Below are 16,218 nucleotides of genomic sequence, written 5' to 3'. Positions count from 1 at the left end.
CGGCCTTTTTCTTGATTCCAGCCGGACCGGAAAACGCCAGGCGCGGCCTATTCGCCGCGCTCGACCCTCAGCCGGTTCCAGTATTCGATCCGTTTGCGGATTTCGCGTTCGAAGCCGCGCTCGGGCGGATTGTAAAAGGTCTGGCGGCCAAGCGCGTCGGGAAAATAGTTCTGCCCGGAAAATGCATCCGGCTGGTCGTGGTCGTAGGCATACCCCTTGCCGTAGCCCTCACCCTTCATCAGCTTGGTCGGCGCATTCAGAATGTGCTTGGGCGGCACAAGCGAGCCGTTTTCCTTGGCCGTGCGCATGGCCGCAGCAAACGCCGTATAGACCGCGTTCGATTTGGGAGCCGTCGCCAGATAGACGCAGGCCTGCGCCAGGGCGAGTTCACCCTCGGGTGAACCGAGATAGTCATAGGCATCCTTGGCCGCATTGCAGATGACCAGAGCCTGCGGATCGGCGAGCCCGATATCCTCACTCGCCATCCGCACCAGACGCCTGCCGATAAACAGCGGGTCTTCTCCCGCATCGAACATGCGGCAGAGATAATACAGCGCCGCATCGGGATCGGAACCGCGCACGGATTTGTGGAGGGCGGAGATCAGATTGTAGTGCCCGTCCTGCCCCTTGTCATAGACGGGGGCGCGGCGCTGCACGATCTGCTGAACGCGCTCGACATTGAAGATTTCGCCGGTGCGGGCCGCGCGCCAGACTTCCTCGGCCAGCGTCAGGATCGCCCGGCCATCGCCGTCCGCCATGCGCACCAGGCTCGCCCGCGCCTCCTCGTCCAGTGGCAGCGGCTTGCCTTCATGTTCCTCGGCGCGCTGCATCAGCGCCATCAGGCTGGCTTCGTCGTGCGGATGGAACACAAGGACGCGCGCACGGGACAAGAGAGCGGCGTTGAGTTCGAAGGACGGGTTTTCCGTGGTCGCACCGACGAGCACAATCGTCCCGTCTTCCATGACAGGCAGAAAGGAATCCTGCTGGGCACGGTTGAATCGATGAATCTCGTCGACGAACAACAGGGTCTGGCGGCCCGACATTTTGCGGGCGCGGGCCATGTCAAAAACCTTCTTCAGGTCGGCAACACCGGAAAAAATGGCCGATATCTGTTCGAAGACAAGATTGGTCTCACCCGCAAGCAACCGCGCCACGGTGGTTTTACCCGTTCCGGGCGGTCCCCAGAAAATCATCGAACCGAGCGAGCCGGATTCGATCATGCGCGTCAGCGCGCCTTCCGGTCCGGTCAGGTGCTCCTGACCGGTGACTTCGCCAAGCGAGCGCGGACGCAAACGGTCAGCAAGCGGCCTGCTCCGGTCCGAAGCCGGATCCTCCTTTGCTGCAAACAGATCCGTCATTGTCCCATCTGCCTCATCTATCGGATGATCTGCCGGATGATTGCACCATCCCGCTCGAATTCAAAGCGCCACAGGACCGGCTTGGTTGCCATCACCGTCGCCAGATCGGCGGCGGTCGCAATATCGCGACCATTGACCTTGCGCACGATATCGCCGGGCTGCAAGCCGATCCGTGCTGCCGGTGTATTGGCAAAAATCTTCTCCACCGCAACGCCGGTCGTTTCCGCCGACAGGTGCAGTCTTGTCGCGCTGCTGGGCGTGAGTGTGATGACCTGCGCGCCGGAAAGCGGATTCTTGCCCTGGATCACCGTCTTGTTGGCAGGATCGTCCGGCCGCGGCTTTTCCAGAACGAGGGAAATCACCTTCTCCTTCGACCGGCTCAAGACATTGAGCTTGACGGTCTTGCCGATCCCGGCAGTCGACAGGCGGTAGCCCAGGCCGTCGAAATTCTCGATGCGGAAATCATCAACCGCCAGAATCACGTCACCAACCTGCAGTCCGCCTTTCTCAGCCGGTCCATCCTTGGCAACATTCGTGACGAGCGCGCCATAGGGCTGCTTCATGCCCAGGCCTTCGGCCACATCGGACGTCACGTTCTGGAAGGTCGCGCCGATATAGGGGCGCTCGAACTTGTCGCCGCCCTGCTTTGCCGTTTCAACCACGGCCCGCACCATGTTCGACGGAATGGCGAAGCCGATCCCCACCGAACCGCCGGAGCGGGAAAAGATCGCCGTGTTGATGCCGACAAGCTTGCCATCCATGCCGATGAGCGCACCGCCGGAATTGCCGGGATTAATCGCCGCATCCGTCTGGATGAAGAAATCGAAATCCGAAATCCCCACTCGGGTACGCGCCTGCGCCGAGACGATGCCGCTGGTGACGGTCTGGCCCACGCCAAAGGGATTGCCGATGGCAAGAACCAGATCACCCACTTCAACCTTGTCCGAATCCGCCAGCTGCAGGATCGGCAATTGCTCTCCGGCCTCGATCTTGAGGATGGCGAGATCCGTCGATTCATCCTTCAGGAGAATGCGCGATTCAAACTCGCGGCCATCGGAGAGGGCAATCTTGACCGTTTCCGCATCGCGGATGACGTGGTTGTTGGTGACCACGATGCCCGAGGCGTCGACGATAACGCCGGAACCGAGCGATGACTGGATGCGCGGCGGGCCATTGAACTGGCCGCCAAAGAACTGCTCGAAAAACGGATCACCGGCGAAGGGCGAACGCTGCTGCACTTCCCGCGCCGCATAGACGTTGACGACCGCTCCGGCAGTCTGCTTGACGAGCGGCGCAAACGACAATTGTGTATCCACACGTGATGCCGGAACCTGCTTTGTCGTATCAGCCGCCGTCTGCGCATGCACCGGGACGATCATGGCGGAAACGAGTGCGGAGGTGACGAGCAGCGCCCGGGCCGATTGCGCGATTTTGGAACAACTCATGTCGATCTCCCGAACTGATGAATCAGTAAAACGTGTTAATCCAATGTGCTGAATTTCAACGCGGATACCAGCCATGAAACAAAGCAAATTTGAGACATTCAAAGCAGCTTCGTCATTGCGCCCATATTCTCGCCCGCTTCAGCAAATTTGCGGTCCAGGGTATAGATGGTGGCGCCGTGATGAATAGCAACCGCCAGATGGAGCGCATCACCCGCTCTTACCCCTGACACATAGCGATCTGCGATCTGAGCAGCAGACCGAAACATCAATGCCGTGATTGGCAATGTTTCAAAGGATTCGCTCACGAGACGATGAAAGGCGGCAAGAGAACTGTTGCGATGCTGCACCTGCAGTTGCCCGGTCCGCACCTTGAGAGACAAGGCTGACGAGAACTCGGTGATTGTCCAATCGCTCACAGCCATTTTTTCGTTGTGCTGGCTTGCAAGCCAGTCAAGCACGCGTGCTGTCTGGCTTTCTGATGTCAACGCAGCGACGAGAACGGATGTGTCGAGGTAAAGCATCAATAGCGGTCTTGATCACGCATCTCGCGGACAAAGTCACCACCCGAGACCGGCTGTTCCGGCATATTTTCCGTGAGCTGTCGCAATGCCGCTATATCGATCGGTTTGCGCGGCGCGCCGGCTGGCACCAGTTGGGCTACCAGTTTACCCCGGCGCAAAATCTGCACGGTCTCTCCCGCTTCGACCTGATCGATCAATTCGCTGAGATGCGCTTTCGCTTCAACAAGATTGACTGTACCCATCGGGCTCTCCTGACCATTTAACTAGTCATATATAGCGTCAATACAGTCCGATTTCAACGATGCGAAAGTCGAGCAAAAACAGAAAAGGGGCCTGCAAAGGCCCCTGTCCCAAAATCATCGATGCGGAAGCGCTGGATTATGCGGCTTCGGCTTCGTTTGCCTGTTCGGCAGCAACGCGGGCCAAATCCTTGGAACCCTTGGCGCTGACATCGCGATCAACGAATTCGACAACGGCGAGCGGTGCATTGTCACCGGTGCGGAAGCCTGCCTTCATGATGCGGATGTAACCGCCGTTGCGCTGACCGTAGCGCGGAGCAAGCGTGTCAAACAGCTTTGCTACGAGCTTGGCATCGCGGATCGCCGAAATGGCCTGACGACGAGCGTGCAGATCACCGCGCTTGCCGAGCGTGACAAGCTTTTCAACGATTGGACGAATTTCCTTGGCCTTGGGCAGCGTTGTAACGATCTGCTCATGCTCAATCAATGATGCAGCCATATTGGCAAACATCGCCTTACGATGGCTGGCAGTCCGGTTAAGCTTGCGGCCTGAATTACCGTGGCGCATGAGCCTTCTCCTTCAATTTCTCAGTTCGGGCTCATTGCCCGGGCTTGGTTGTCGGGCAGAGCCCGGATTAATACTGGTCTTCGTAACGCTTCGCGAGATCTTCAATGTTTTCTGGCGGCCAGGATGGGACTTCCATACCGAGATGGAGACCCATGGAAGCCAGAACTTCCTTGATTTCGTTCAGCGACTTGCGACCAAAGTTCGGTGTGCGCAGCATTTCTGCTTCTGTCTTCTGAATAAGATCGCCGATATAGACGATGTTATCATTCTTCAGGCAGTTTGCCGAGCGTACGGAAAGTTCGAGTTCGTCGACCTTCTTGAGCAGAGCCGGATTGAACGCAAGTTCAGTGACCTGTTCCTGCTGTACTTCCTTCTGCGGCTCGTCAAAGTTGACGAAGATCGCCAGCTGGTCCTGCAGGATGCGTGCTGCGTAGGCAACGGCATCTTCGCCGGAGATCGAACCATCGGTCTCGATGGAAAGGATCAGCTTGTCATAATCGAGAACCTGTCCCTCGCGGGTGTTTTCGATCTTGTACGATACTTTGCGAACCGGTGAGTAGAGGCTGTCAACCGGGATCAGGCCGATTGGCGCATCTTCTGCACGGTTGCGGTCAGCCGGAACGTAGCCCTTGCCGGTGTTGACGGTGAATTCCATGCGGATTTCAGCGCCTTCGTCCAGCGTGCAGATAACGTGTTCCGGATTGAGGATTTCGATATCGCCAACCGTCTGAATGTCGCCAGCCGTCACAACGCCTGGGCCTTCCTTGCGGACGACCATGCGCTTGGGACCGTCGCTTTCCATGTGGATCGCGATTTCCTTGATGTTCAAGACGATGTCCGTCACATCTTCACGAACGCCGGGGATCGACGAGAATTCATGCAGAACGCCATCGATCTGTACGGCAGTCACGGCAGCGCCGCGCAGCGAAGACAGAAGCACACGGCGCAGAGCATTGCCGAGCGTCAAGCCGAAGCCGCGTTCAAGCGGCTCGGCGACGACCGTTGCCTTTGTCTTCGAGCCGGAGGTCTGAAACTCGACCTTGTTCGGCTTGATCAGTTCTTGCCAGTTTTTCTGGATCATCTAGTTTTTCCCTATCCTTGCCTTGCCACCATCCAATCGTGGCAATGAAGCGTGGAAACCGCAGAGGAGCTGAATGTCAGCTCATGCGGCCAAATCTTGTCGAAACAGATTAGACGCGGCGACGCTTGCGCGGGCGGCAGCCATTGTGCGGGATCGGGGTCACATCGCGGATCGACGTGATCGTGAAACCAGCAGCCTGGAGCGCGCGCAGAGCCGATTCACGGCCGGAGCCCGGTCCGCAAACTTCAACTTCGAGCGAACGCATGCCATGTTCCTGTGCCTTCTTGGCACAATCTTCAGCAGCCATCTGTGCAGCGAAAGGCGTGGATTTACGCGAACCCTTGAAGCCCTGCGCACCGGCGGAGGACCAGGCAATCGCATTGCCCTGCGCATCCGTGATGGTGATCATCGTGTTGTTGAATGTCGAATTAACGTGGGCAACGCCCGACGAAATATTTTTACGCTCGCGGCGGCGAACGCGTGTGGCTTCCTTGGCCATAGTAGTCCTTTCAGTTGATCTCGACGCCTCCGTATTTCCAGAGGCTCCACCATGGTTTCAGTTAAAGTGCGAAACCAGCACTTGTCTCTGCAACAGCAGAACCGGCGCAGCGAACCGCGCCGGCGTGATCTTACTTCTTCTTGCCGGCGATTGCCTTGGCAGGACCCTTGCGGGTACGCGCATTGGTATGCGTACGCTGGCCGCGAACCGGCAGGGAGCGGCGATGACGCAGACCGCGGTAGCAGCCCAGATCCATCAGACGCTTGATGTTCATCGAAACTTCACGACGCAGATCACCCTCAACGTGGTAATCGCGGTCGATCGTTTCACGAATCTGCAAGACTTCGGCATCGGTCAACTGATTGACACGACGCTCCGCAGGAATGCCGACTTTCTCGACGATTTCCTGTGCAAACTTTTGACCAATCCCGTGAATGTACTGAAGCGCGATAACAACGCGCTTGTTCGTCGGGATGTTGACGCCAGCAATACGAGCCACGTCTGTTCTCCTTGTTAACCGGCAGAGCTGGGCAGTCAACGCGACCGGCCAGATGACGGGATGAAAATGATATCCGGGACAAACACAAACGATCAGCCCCGAACCTGCTTTACCGGATCGGCGCCGATCGCTTCATATCCAAGCGAATTTCCGCCGTCTTTGAAGGAATCGCTTCGAAAAGTCAACTCCTCCCGTACATTTTTGTCGGAAACTAAAGTTCCGCCAAAATCTTTTCGATCGATTTGGTGACTTCTTCGAAGTCCGCCATGCCATCGACCTTCTTCAACTTGCCCTTGGCGTAGTAATAGCCGATCAGAGGCGAAGTTTGCTTGTAGTAAGCCTCGAGCCGCGTGCGGACCGTTTCAGCATTGTCATCGGGACGCCGCTTGAATTCCGTCGAACCGCATTTGTCGCATACGCCCGGTACCTTGGGCTGCTTGTTGGTGTCGTGATAACCGGTACCGCACTTGGCACAGGTGTATCGACCCGAGATCCGCTCGACGAGCACATTGTCGTCGACCTCGAGCTCGATGACGCAGTCCAGCTCAAATCCCTTGTCCGACAACATCTGCTCGACCGCATCCGCCTGGACAAGTGTCCGCGGATAACCATCGAGAATGAAGCCATTGGCTGCATCGGGCTGATCAATGCGCTCTGAAACGATCGCATTGACGATTTCGTCGGATACCAGCTTGCCGGCATCCATCACAGCCTTGGCGCGCAAACCGACATCGGTTCCGGCTTTGACTGCGTCCCGCAACATGTCCCCGGTGGAGAGCTGCGGTATCCCTAGTTTTTCTACCAAGCGCTGAGACTGAGTTCCCTTACCTGCCCCCGGTGGTCCGAGAAGTATTAATCTCATCTGTTCCGCTTCCCTCCACGGAGCTTAGACTTCTTGATAAGCCCCTCATATTGATGCGCGATCAGGTGACCCTGGATCTGTGCAACCGTATCGAGCGTAACGCTCACGACAATCAGCAGCGATGTACCGCCGAGATAGAAAGGAACGCCAGCCCAGGAAATCAGGAACTCCGGCAGCATGCAGATCAACACGAGATAGGCTGCGCCAAGAACTGTAATGCGGGTCAGAACGTAGTCGATATATTCGGCTGTGCGTTCGCCGGGGCGAATGCCGGGAATAAAGCCGGAATGCTTCTTCAGCTGGTCGGCCGTATCCTTCGGATTGAAGACGAGCGCCGTGTAGAAGAAGGCAAAGAACACGATCATCGCGGCATAGGACGCCATATAGAGCGGCTGGCCATGGCCGAGCGAGGAAAGGATCGTCGTCGCCCAGCCGGGAAGACCTTCACTCTTGGCGAAGCCGGCAATGGTCGCAGGCAACAGCAGCAGCGACGACGCGAAGATCGGAGGAATAACACCCGCTGTATTGAGCTTCAGCGGCAGGTGTGACGTATCGCCCTGGAACATGCGGTTGCCGACCTGGCGCTTCGGATACTGGATCAGCAGGCGGCGCTGTGCGCGTTCGACGAAGACGATGATACCGATGACGGCAATGGTCAGGATGATGATCGCCAGAATGACCGGAGTCGACAGAGCGCCGGTACGGCCGAGTTCCAGCGTGCCGGAAATGGCCTGCGGCAGGTTGGCGACAATTCCGGAGAAGATGATCAGCGAAATACCGTTGCCGATACCGCGCGCCGTGATCTGTTCGCCCAGCCACATCAGGAACATGGTTCCGCCGACGAGCGTGATAACGGTGGAAAACAGGAAGAACGGTCCGGGATTGGTGACAATACCCTGACTTCCCTGCAGGCCGACGGCAATCGCATAGGCCTGCACCGTTGCCAGAAGCACCGTGCCATAGCGCGTATACTGATTGATGACCTTGCGGCCCTGCTCTCCGTCCTTCTTCAGCTGTTCCAGAGCCGGGATGACCGAGGTCATCAGCTGAACAATGATCGATGCGGAGATGTAGGGCATGATGCCCAGGGCAAAAATCGCCATGCGGGCCACGGCACCGCCGGCGAACATGTTGAACATGCCGAGGATGCCCTGCGCCTGATGGTTGAAGGCCTGGGCATAGGCGCCGAGATTGATACCCGGAAGCGGGATATAGGTGCCAAGCCGGTAAACCAGCAATGCCCCAAGTGTAAACCAGATGCGCTTTTTAAGCTCTTCAGCTTTGGAAAAAGCAGAGAAATTAAGATTGGAGGCGAGCTGTTCAGCGGCTGATGCCATAAGTAGTCTCCGGTCTGCGCCCGTCAGGCACTGACGGTCCTACCCAGATATGTGCCGTTACTGCGCCGTGCTTTCCCAAAACGTGCAGGGAATGCATCAACACTAAGATTTACCCATCATATTTACCAAAAGAATGATGCGGGATTGTTTTGGTAAATATGATCGGGGAAGACAAGATACAAGCGGCGACCCGGAGGGCCGCCGCTCATTCAATAGAATTATTCTGCAGCCGCTGCAACAGCAGGAAGCTTGACCGAACCGCCAGCCTTTTCGATCTTTTCGATCGCGGCCTTGGAGGCACCGGCAACTTCGATCGTTACCGCAGTTGTGATATCACCACCGGAAAGCAGACGAACGCCGTCCTTGGCGCGGCGGATAACACCGGCAGCCTTCAGGGTTTCAATCGTGATCGCAACCTTGGCATCGAGCTTCTTGGCATCGATGGCAGTCTGGATACGGCCAACGGATACTTCATTGAAGTTCTTCATGAAGATGTTGGTAAAGCCGCGCTTTGGCAAGCGACGGTAAACCGGCATCTGGCCGCCTTCGAAGCCGTTGATAGCAACGCCGGAACGCGACTTCTGGCCCTTCACACCGCGACCGGCAGTCTTGCCGGAGCCGGAACCGATACCACGGCCAACGCGCTTGCGCGCTTTGGTGGCGCCTGGGTTTTCACTCAGATCATTGAGTTTCATTTGATCAATCTCCGGAGTTCTTAAGCCTCGTCCACAACGCGGACGAGATGCTGAACTTTCGCAATCATGCCACGGACGGAAGGCGTATCTTCCAGAACCCGGCGACGATGCATCTTATTGAGGCCCAGGCCGATCAGCGTTGCGCGCTGTTCTGCCGGACGGCGGATAGGGCTGCCGATCTGTTCGACCGTAACCGTCTTACCCTTCTTCTTCTCAACCATGACTTATATCCTTTAGTCTACAGCTAGCGGGACCGAGATCCCTGCCCTGCTGCGCCAGCTTCTGGCCTATTCTTCCGAACCGACCACGTCGCGGCGACGAGCCTGCAGTGTGGAGTACTTGATACCGCGCTGGGCAGCGATGTCCTTGGGGTGCATCTGGTGCTTCAAGGCATCGAATGTCGCACGAACCATGTTGTATGGGTTCGACGAGCCGAGCGACTTGGCAACAACGTCCTGTACGCCCAGTGTCTCGAAGACAGCGCGCATTGGACCGCCGGCGATGATACCTGTACCAGCTGTGGCTGCACGAAGCAGAACCTTGCCGGCGCCATGACGGCCTTCAACATCGTGGTGAAGGGTACGGCCCGAACGCAGCGGTACGAAAATCATTTCGCGCTTGGCGGATTCGGTTGCCTTGCGGATGGCTTCCGGCACTTCGCGCGCCTTGCCATGACCGAAACCAACGCGACCCTTCTGGTCGCCAACGACGACGAGAGCTGCGAAACCAAAACGCCGGCCGCCCTTGACGACCTTGGCGACGCGGTTGATGTGAACAAGCTTGTCAACGAATTCGCTATCGCGCTCTTCGTTGCGGCCGCGATCCTCGCGGTTCCGTTTTTCCTGTGCCATGCTCCTAATTCCTTTTTCTTTTCCGGTAGCACGAATGATAGTAACGAAATCCGGCTTGCAGGAGACAAGCTCCTGCAGTTCCGGATTTCGGATGTCTTGCCTTAGAAGCTGAGACCAGCTTCGCGAGCAGCTTCAGCAAGCGCCTTTACGCGGCCATGGTAAATGTAGGCGCCACGATCGAAGACAACTTCCTTGATGCCAGCCTTGACAGCACGCTCTGCAACGAGCTTGCCGACGAGTGCTGCTGCACCCTGGTCTGCACCGGTCTTGAGCTGACCCTTCAGGTCAAGATCAAGTGTCGATGCGGATGCAATTGTATGTCCACGCGCATCATCGATGATCTGCGCATAGATATTCTTTGAAGAACGGTGGACGCTGAGCCGCGGACGGTCACCGGCAACCGCCTTGAGCTGGCGGCGAACACGCGCAGCGCGACGCTGAATAATTTCTTTCGGCGATGCCATGACACGAATTCCTTACTTCTTCTTACCTTCTTTGCGAACGATCTTCTCGCCCGCATATTTAACGCCCTTGCCCTTGTAGGGTTCTGGACCACGATATTCGCGGATCTCAGCGGCGACCTGGCCGACCTGCTGCTTGTCGATGCCCGTGACGACGATTTCCGTCGGCTTCGGTACAGCAACTGTGATGCCAGCTGGTACGTCATAGATCACTTCGTGGCTGAAACCGAGCGACAGCTGCAGGTTCTTGCCCTGCATGGCCGCACGATAACCAACGCCGTTGATCTCAAGGCGCTTTTCAAAACCGTCCTTAACACCTGTGAAGATGTTGACGATCATCGTGCGGCTCATGCCCCACTTCGACCGGGCGGTCTTGCTGCTGTCACGCGGATCAACGCGAACGGCATTATCTTCGAACTTGACCAGAACTTCGTCGTTGGCGACAAAGCTCAGTTCACCTTTGGGGCCCTTGGCCTTAATGGTCTGGCCGTCAACGCTGGCTGTTACGCCTGGCGGGACTGCCACTGGTTTTTTACCGATACGAGACATTTTTCAAACCTTTTCAAGCCAGCGGTTAGAATATACGGCAGAGCAGTTCGCCGCCGACATTCTGTTCACGTGCCTCGTGGTCTGCCATCACGCCCTTCGGCGTCGACAGGATCGAAATACCAAGACCGTTAGCAACCTGCGGAATCGACTTGACCGAAACGTAAACGCGACGGCCTGGCTTCGAAATACGGGTAATCTCACGGATTACAGGTACGTTCTCAAAATACTTCAGCTCGATTTCGATCTCGGACTTGCCGTTTTCAAAATCTACCTGGCTGTATCCGCGGATATAACCTTCAGACTGCAGAACATCCAGAACGCGTGCGCGCAGCTTGGAGGCAGGTGTGGAAACCTTGCCCTTTTTGCGCATGATGGCGTTGCGGATACGTGTCAGCATATCGCCGAGAGGATCTGTCATAGACATCCGTCTTCTCCCTTACCAGCTCGACTTCACGACGCCGGGCACCTGGCCGAGCGAACCCAGCTGGCGCAATGCGATACGCGACATTTTCAGTTTGCGGTAATAACCGCGTGGACGACCGGATACTTCGCAACGATTGCGAATGCGAACCTTGGTCGAATTCCGTGGCAGTTCTGCCAGCTGGATTGTCGCGCGGAAGCGCTCATCCAGCGGAAGCGACTGGTTCATCACGATTGCCTTCAAACGGGCACGCTTTGCAGCATACTGCTTGACGAGCAAACCACGGCGCTTGTTCTTTTCGACTGCGCTAGTCTTTGCCATTTCAAATACCTCGCTACGCTTGCCGTTACTGCCGGAAGGGGAAGTTGAAGGCGCGCAGGAGAGCGCGGGCTTCATCATCCGTCTTTGCAGTCGTGCAAACGATGATGTCCATGCCCCAGATCTGATCAACCTTATCGTAGTTGATCTCCGGGAACACGATGTGTTCCTTGATGCCCATGGCGAAGTTGCCACGACCGTCAAAGCTCTTCGGGTTCAGACCACGGAAATCTCGAACGCGCGGCAGCGCGATCGTGATCAGGCGATCCAGGAATTCATACATGCGCTCTTTACGAAGGGTAACCTTCGTGCCGATCGGCATATTCTCACGTACCTTGAAGGTAGCGATCGAATTACGCGCCCGGGTAATAACCGGCTTCTGACCAGCAATCAATGCCAGATCTTCAGCTGCGACAGTTGGCTTCTTGGAATCAGCCGTAGCTTCGCCAACGCCCATGTTGAGAACAACTTTGGTGATGCGGGGAATCTGCATCTCGTTGTCATATTTGAACTGCTCGAGAAGGTCTTTACGTACCACTTCCAGGTACTGCTTCTTCAAGCGTGGTTCGATCTTTGCACTGGTATTAGCCATCGATCAGGTCTCCTGAGCGCTTTGCTACACGTACCTTCTTGCCGTCTTCAAGAACCTTGAAGCCAACGCGGGTCGGCTTGCCATCCTTGGGGTCGGCGATCGCGAGGTTCGACAGATGGAGCGGCGCTTCTTTCGAAATGATGCCGGCTTCCTGGGTCTGTGTCTGCTTCTGGTGACGCTTGACAACATTAACGCCGCGAACGAGCGCCTGCTCGTCCTTCGGCAAAACTTTGATTACTTCGCCGGTACGGCCCTTGTCCTTACCAGCAAGAACGACAACGCGGTCGCCTTTACGGATCTTCTGCATCGTCTGCTCCTTTAGAGTACTTCTGGAGCCAGCGAGATGATCTTCATATGGCTCTTTGCGCGGAGTTCGCGCGGAACCGGTCCGAAGATACGCGTGCCGATAGGCTCTTTCTTGTTGTCGATCAGGACGGCGGCGTTCTTGTCGAAACGAATAACGCTCCCATCCGCGCGACGGATATCCTTGGCGGTACGAACAACCACCGCCTTCATCACGTCACCTTTTTTAACACGGCCGCGCGGAATTGCTTCCTTGATCGAAACGACAATAATGTCGCCGACCGAAGCATATTTCCGCTTCGAGCCGCCCAGCACCTTGATGCACATGACACGACGTGCGCCGGAATTATCCGCGACGTCGAGGTTTGTTTGCATCTGAATCATGACTAGCCGCCTTCTTCTTGTTCAACCGGACTGGGCTTTCCTTGCCCCTCGCGATTGTTGCGTACTTACATACAGATAATTAATATTAACTTGCTGGGGCGTCTGTAACGACAACCCAACGCTTGTCTTTCGAAATCGGCTTCGATTCCTGGATGGAAACGGCATCGCCGACTTTGAACTGGTTATTCTCGTCGTGCGCCTTGTACTTCTTGGACTGGCGCACAGTCTTCTGGAGGAGCGGGTGCGAATAGCGCCGCTCGACCTTGACCACGACGGTCTTGTCGTTTTTGTCGCTGACGACAACGCCCTGCAGAATGCGTTTAGGCATGGTTTTCTTCCTTAAGCCTTGCTCTCGACCGCTTTCTGGCGGGCGACTGTCTTGATGCGCGCGATATCACGGCGGATCTGCCGGACACGTGCGGTTTTTTCCAACTGGCCAGTCGCCTTCTGGAAGCGCAGGTTGAACTGCTCTTTCTTCAGCGTAGCCAACTCTTCATTCAACTGATCGAGGCTCAAGGCCCGGACTTCTGCGGATTTCATAGCATCCACCCCTTATTCTGCGATGCGCTGAATAAAGCGCGTCTTGACCGAAAGCTTGGCAGCACCAAGGCGAAGAGCCTCACGAGCCACATCTTCCGGAACGCCGTCGAGTTCAAACATGACGCGGCCTGGTGCTACACGAGATGCCCAGTAGTCCACGGAACCCTTACCTTTACCCATGCGGACTTCGGTAGGCTTCGATGTTACGGGCACATCCGGGAAAATCCGGATCCACACACGGCCGGCACGTTTCATGTGACGGGTAATTGCACGGCGAGCGGCTTCGATCTCACGCGCGGTAACGCGGTTCGGCTCGAGGGCCTTCAGGCCGAAAGCACCAAAATTAAGATCCGTGCCGCCTTTCGACGCGCCGTGGATACGGCCCTTGAACTGCTTGCGGAACTTTGTGCGCTTAGGCTGCAGCATTGTTCTCTACTCCAAAATTCTCTTTCCGGAAAGACGCTATTTTAAGCGTTTTCGCGGCGACGGTTCTGACCCTGATGACCATCACCTTCAACAGCGCGACGTTCGGAGGCCATTGGGTCATGCTCAAGGATCTCGCCCTTGAATACCCAGACCTTGACGCCGCAGATGCCGTAGGCGGTGTGTGCTTCAGCAGTTCCGTAGTCGATATCGGCACGAAGTGTATGCAAAGGCACGCGACCTTCGCGGTACCATTCCATACGCGCAATTTCCGCGCCGCCGAGACGACCCGAGCAATTGATACGAATGCCTTCTGCACCAAGACGCATGGCCGACTGAACGGCACGCTTCATGGCACGGCGGAATGCAACACGGCGTTCCAGCTGCTGAGCGATGGACTGCGCAACCAGGACTGCATCTGTTTCCGGCTTGCGGACTTCAACGATATTGAGCGCTGTTTCCGCGTTTGTCATTTCTGACAGCTTGCGGCGCAGCTTCTCGATATCGGCGCCCTTCTTGCCGATGATCAGACCCGGACGGGCAGCATGGATCGTCACGCGGCACTTCTTGTGCGGACGCTCGATCACCACCTTGGAAATGGCAGCCTGCTTCAGCTCGTCCATCAGATACTTGCGGATCTTCAGGTCTTCATGCAGCAGCTTGCCGTATTCACCTGTGTTCGCGTACCAACGCGAGTCCCAGGTCCGGTTGATGCCAAGGCGGAAGCCAACCGGATTAATCTTCTGGCCCATTATGCGGCCTCCCCTTTTTCCTCAGCTTCGCGGACAACGATCGTCAGATGCGAGAATGGCTTCTCGATCCGGCTTGCACGACCGCGACCACGAACATGGAAACGCTTCATCACGATTGACTTGCCAACGTAGGCTTCAGCAACAACCAGAGCATCAACATCCAGGTCATGGTTGTTCTCTGCGTTGGCGATAGCTGATTCGAGAGTCTTTTTCACCGTCCCTGCAATCCGCTTGCGCGAAAATTCCAGATCGGCAAGAGCGGCGTTAACCTTCTTGCCACGGATCAAAGCAGCCACCAGATTTAGCTTCTGAGGGCTGATACGGAGCGTACGGGCAACGGCTTTCGCCTCGTTGTCCTTAAGCTGGCGCGGAGCCTTAGCCTTGCCCATCTTTATTTCCTCTTCGCTTTCTTGTCCGCGCCGTGACCGTAATAGGTACGCGTCGGAGCGAATTCACCAAACTTGTGTCCGATCATCTCTTCGTTGACCGAAACCGGCACATGCTTGTTACCGTTGTACACACCGAAGGTCAGACCGACGAACTGTGGCAGGATCGTGGAGCGACGGCTCCAGATCTTGATAACTTCACTGCGACCGCCCTCACGTACCTTCTCAGCCTTCTTGAGAAGATAGCCATCGATGAACGGGCCTTTCCAAACTGAACGAGCCATTTCAGACTACCTCTCTTACTTCTTGCGCTGATGACGCGAACGAGCGATGAACTTGTCCGTCGACTTGTTGGAGCGCGTCTTCTTGCCCTTCGTGGGCTTGCCCCACGGAGAAACAGGATGACGACCACCTGACGTACGACCTTCACCACCACCGTGCGGGTGATCAACCGGGTTCATGGCAACACCGCGAACGTGCGGGCGCTTGCCAAGCCAACGGCTGCGGCCGGCCTTACCAAGGCTGATGTTGCCATGGTCAGGATTGGATACTGCACCGACCGTGGCGAAGCACGAACCGTGGACGAGGCGCTGTTCACCCGAATTCAGGCGAAGGATTGCCATGCCCTGGTCGCGGCCGACGAGCTGCGCATAGGTACCGGCGGAACGGGCGATCTGACCGCCCTTGCCTGGCTTCATCTCCACATTGTGGATGATGGTGCCGACCGGGATCGACGACAATGGCATCGCATTGCCTGGCTTCACGTCCGTCTGTGCGCCAGCGATAACGCTGTCGCCGACAGCCAGACGCTGCGGAGCCAGGATGTAGCTCAGCTCACCGTCTTCGTAGCGGATGAGAGCAATGAATGCGGTCCGGTTCGGATCGTATTCAAGGCGTTCAACCTTGGCAGCCACGTCATGCTTGCGGCGCTTGAAATCTACAAAGCGGTATGTGCGCTTGTGACCACCACCCTGGTAGCGTGCAGTGACGCGACCGGAGTTGTTACGACCACCCTTTGAATGAAGACCTTCGGTCAGAGCCTTGACGGGCTTGCCCTTGTAGAGCTCCGAGCGGTCCACGATGACCAGCTGACGCTGGCTTGGTGTGGTTGGATTATAATGTTTGAGTGCCATT

General features: G+C 56.6%; 27 protein-coding genes. All 27 read right to left on the bottom strand.

Features of this window, described 5'->3' with window-relative positions:
• Positions 1-47: 47 nt before the first annotated feature.
• The gene (locus ACZ25R_RS12085; protein WP_472461102.1) at positions 48-1,358 is read right to left on the bottom strand and encodes a replication-associated recombination protein A; all 1,311 of its coding nucleotides are present in this window, start codon (positions 1,356-1,358) and stop codon (positions 48-50) included.
• Positions 1,359-1,375: 17 nt separating this feature from the next.
• Positions 1,376-2,803, bottom strand: coding sequence for a DegQ family serine endoprotease (locus tag ACZ25R_RS12080; protein ID WP_472461101.1), 1,428 nt, complete (start codon positions 2,801-2,803; stop codon positions 1,376-1,378).
• A gap of 98 nt (positions 2,804-2,901) precedes the next feature.
• Positions 2,902-3,324: a type II toxin-antitoxin system VapC family toxin gene (locus ACZ25R_RS12075; protein ID WP_472461100.1), complete on the bottom strand. Its 423-nt coding sequence runs from the start codon at positions 3,322-3,324 to the stop codon at positions 2,902-2,904.
• On the bottom strand, positions 3,324-3,566 hold the full coding sequence (locus ACZ25R_RS12070) for a type II toxin-antitoxin system Phd/YefM family antitoxin (protein WP_472461099.1): 243 nt from the start codon (positions 3,564-3,566) through the stop codon (positions 3,324-3,326). Before ACZ25R_RS12070 ends, ACZ25R_RS12075 begins: the two co-directional genes overlap by 1 nt.
• A 136-nt stretch (positions 3,567-3,702) precedes the next feature.
• A complete protein-coding gene (gene rplQ / locus ACZ25R_RS12065; protein WP_223613272.1) occupies positions 3,703-4,131 on the bottom strand; it encodes a 50S ribosomal protein L17 in 429 nt (142 codons plus the stop codon).
• Positions 4,132-4,198: 67 nt separating this feature from the next.
• Complete coding sequence (locus ACZ25R_RS12060) at positions 4,199-5,212, bottom strand: DNA-directed RNA polymerase subunit alpha (protein WP_112526662.1); 1,014 nt, start codon at positions 5,210-5,212, stop codon at positions 4,199-4,201.
• A gap of 109 nt (positions 5,213-5,321) precedes the next feature.
• Entirely contained in the window at positions 5,322-5,711 is a 390-nt protein-coding gene (gene rpsK, locus ACZ25R_RS12055) for a 30S ribosomal protein S11 (protein WP_008124952.1), read from the bottom strand.
• Between the two features lie 130 nt (positions 5,712-5,841).
• Positions 5,842-6,210: a 30S ribosomal protein S13 gene (rpsM, locus tag ACZ25R_RS12050; RefSeq protein ID WP_008124949.1), complete on the bottom strand. Its 369-nt coding sequence runs from the start codon at positions 6,208-6,210 to the stop codon at positions 5,842-5,844.
• Between the two features lie 211 nt (positions 6,211-6,421).
• On the bottom strand, positions 6,422-7,072 hold the full coding sequence (locus ACZ25R_RS12045) for an adenylate kinase (RefSeq protein ID WP_105732700.1): 651 nt from the start codon (positions 7,070-7,072) through the stop codon (positions 6,422-6,424).
• The gene (gene secY / locus ACZ25R_RS12040; RefSeq protein ID WP_223613270.1) at positions 7,069-8,409 is read right to left on the bottom strand and encodes a preprotein translocase subunit SecY; all 1,341 of its coding nucleotides are present in this window, start codon (positions 8,407-8,409) and stop codon (positions 7,069-7,071) included. The genes ACZ25R_RS12045 and secY overlap by 4 nt, the downstream gene beginning before the upstream one ends.
• 218 nt (positions 8,410-8,627) lie before the next feature.
• On the bottom strand, positions 8,628-9,104 hold the full coding sequence (rplO, locus tag ACZ25R_RS12035) for a 50S ribosomal protein L15 (RefSeq protein WP_105732698.1): 477 nt from the start codon (positions 9,102-9,104) through the stop codon (positions 8,628-8,630).
• A gap of 20 nt (positions 9,105-9,124) precedes the next feature.
• Complete coding sequence (gene rpmD / locus ACZ25R_RS12030; protein WP_105732697.1) at positions 9,125-9,325, bottom strand: 50S ribosomal protein L30; 201 nt, start codon at positions 9,323-9,325, stop codon at positions 9,125-9,127.
• Between the two features lie 66 nt (positions 9,326-9,391).
• Positions 9,392-9,955 carry a 30S ribosomal protein S5 gene (rpsE, locus tag ACZ25R_RS12025; RefSeq protein ID WP_105732696.1) on the bottom strand — a complete coding sequence of 188 codons (564 nt, stop codon included), beginning with the start codon at positions 9,953-9,955 and terminating at the stop codon, positions 9,392-9,394.
• 101 nt (positions 9,956-10,056) lie between these two features.
• The gene (gene rplR / locus ACZ25R_RS12020) at positions 10,057-10,419 is read right to left on the bottom strand and encodes a 50S ribosomal protein L18 (RefSeq protein ID WP_105732695.1); all 363 of its coding nucleotides are present in this window, start codon (positions 10,417-10,419) and stop codon (positions 10,057-10,059) included.
• A 12-nt stretch (positions 10,420-10,431) separates the two neighbouring features.
• Entirely contained in the window at positions 10,432-10,965 is a 534-nt protein-coding gene (gene rplF / locus ACZ25R_RS12015) for a 50S ribosomal protein L6 (protein ID WP_105732694.1), read from the bottom strand.
• A gap of 25 nt (positions 10,966-10,990) precedes the next feature.
• Positions 10,991-11,389 carry a 30S ribosomal protein S8 gene (gene rpsH / locus ACZ25R_RS12010; RefSeq protein ID WP_091876988.1) on the bottom strand — a complete coding sequence of 133 codons (399 nt, stop codon included), beginning with the start codon at positions 11,387-11,389 and terminating at the stop codon, positions 10,991-10,993.
• Between the two features lie 12 nt (positions 11,390-11,401).
• The gene (rpsN, locus tag ACZ25R_RS12005; protein WP_223613268.1) at positions 11,402-11,707 is read right to left on the bottom strand and encodes a 30S ribosomal protein S14; all 306 of its coding nucleotides are present in this window, start codon (positions 11,705-11,707) and stop codon (positions 11,402-11,404) included.
• Between the two features lie 25 nt (positions 11,708-11,732).
• The gene (rplE, locus tag ACZ25R_RS12000) at positions 11,733-12,296 is read right to left on the bottom strand and encodes a 50S ribosomal protein L5 (RefSeq protein WP_223613267.1); all 564 of its coding nucleotides are present in this window, start codon (positions 12,294-12,296) and stop codon (positions 11,733-11,735) included.
• Complete coding sequence (gene rplX, locus ACZ25R_RS11995) at positions 12,289-12,603, bottom strand: 50S ribosomal protein L24 (protein ID WP_105732691.1); 315 nt, start codon at positions 12,601-12,603, stop codon at positions 12,289-12,291. The genes rplE and rplX overlap by 8 nt, the downstream gene beginning before the upstream one ends.
• Before the next feature lie 11 nt (positions 12,604-12,614).
• Entirely contained in the window at positions 12,615-12,983 is a 369-nt protein-coding gene (rplN, locus tag ACZ25R_RS11990; protein WP_008124924.1) for a 50S ribosomal protein L14, read from the bottom strand.
• A gap of 85 nt (positions 12,984-13,068) precedes the next feature.
• Positions 13,069-13,311: a 30S ribosomal protein S17 gene (gene rpsQ, locus ACZ25R_RS11985; RefSeq protein ID WP_099999158.1), complete on the bottom strand. Its 243-nt coding sequence runs from the start codon at positions 13,309-13,311 to the stop codon at positions 13,069-13,071.
• Between the two features lie 11 nt (positions 13,312-13,322).
• Complete coding sequence (gene rpmC / locus ACZ25R_RS11980; protein ID WP_105732690.1) at positions 13,323-13,523, bottom strand: 50S ribosomal protein L29; 201 nt, start codon at positions 13,521-13,523, stop codon at positions 13,323-13,325.
• A 12-nt stretch (positions 13,524-13,535) separates the two neighbouring features.
• Positions 13,536-13,949: a 50S ribosomal protein L16 gene (gene rplP, locus ACZ25R_RS11975; protein ID WP_091877000.1), complete on the bottom strand. Its 414-nt coding sequence runs from the start codon at positions 13,947-13,949 to the stop codon at positions 13,536-13,538.
• Between the two features lie 41 nt (positions 13,950-13,990).
• Entirely contained in the window at positions 13,991-14,698 is a 708-nt protein-coding gene (rpsC, locus tag ACZ25R_RS11970; RefSeq protein WP_105732689.1) for a 30S ribosomal protein S3, read from the bottom strand.
• Positions 14,698-15,087 (bottom strand): 50S ribosomal protein L22, encoded by a 390-nt coding sequence (gene rplV / locus ACZ25R_RS11965; RefSeq protein WP_008124914.1) that lies wholly within the window; start codon positions 15,085-15,087, stop codon positions 14,698-14,700. The genes rpsC and rplV overlap by 1 nt, the downstream gene beginning before the upstream one ends.
• Before the next feature lie 2 nt (positions 15,088-15,089).
• Positions 15,090-15,368, bottom strand: coding sequence for a 30S ribosomal protein S19 (rpsS, locus tag ACZ25R_RS11960; RefSeq protein WP_008124912.1), 279 nt, complete (start codon positions 15,366-15,368; stop codon positions 15,090-15,092).
• Between the two features lie 15 nt (positions 15,369-15,383).
• The gene (gene rplB / locus ACZ25R_RS11955) at positions 15,384-16,217 is read right to left on the bottom strand and encodes a 50S ribosomal protein L2 (protein WP_112526650.1); all 834 of its coding nucleotides are present in this window, start codon (positions 16,215-16,217) and stop codon (positions 15,384-15,386) included.
• Position 16,218 lies beyond the last annotated feature (1 nt).

The organism is Phyllobacterium sp. RCAM01083 (assembly GCF_055685835.1).
This window is presented reverse-complemented; position numbering and strand designations above follow the sequence as displayed.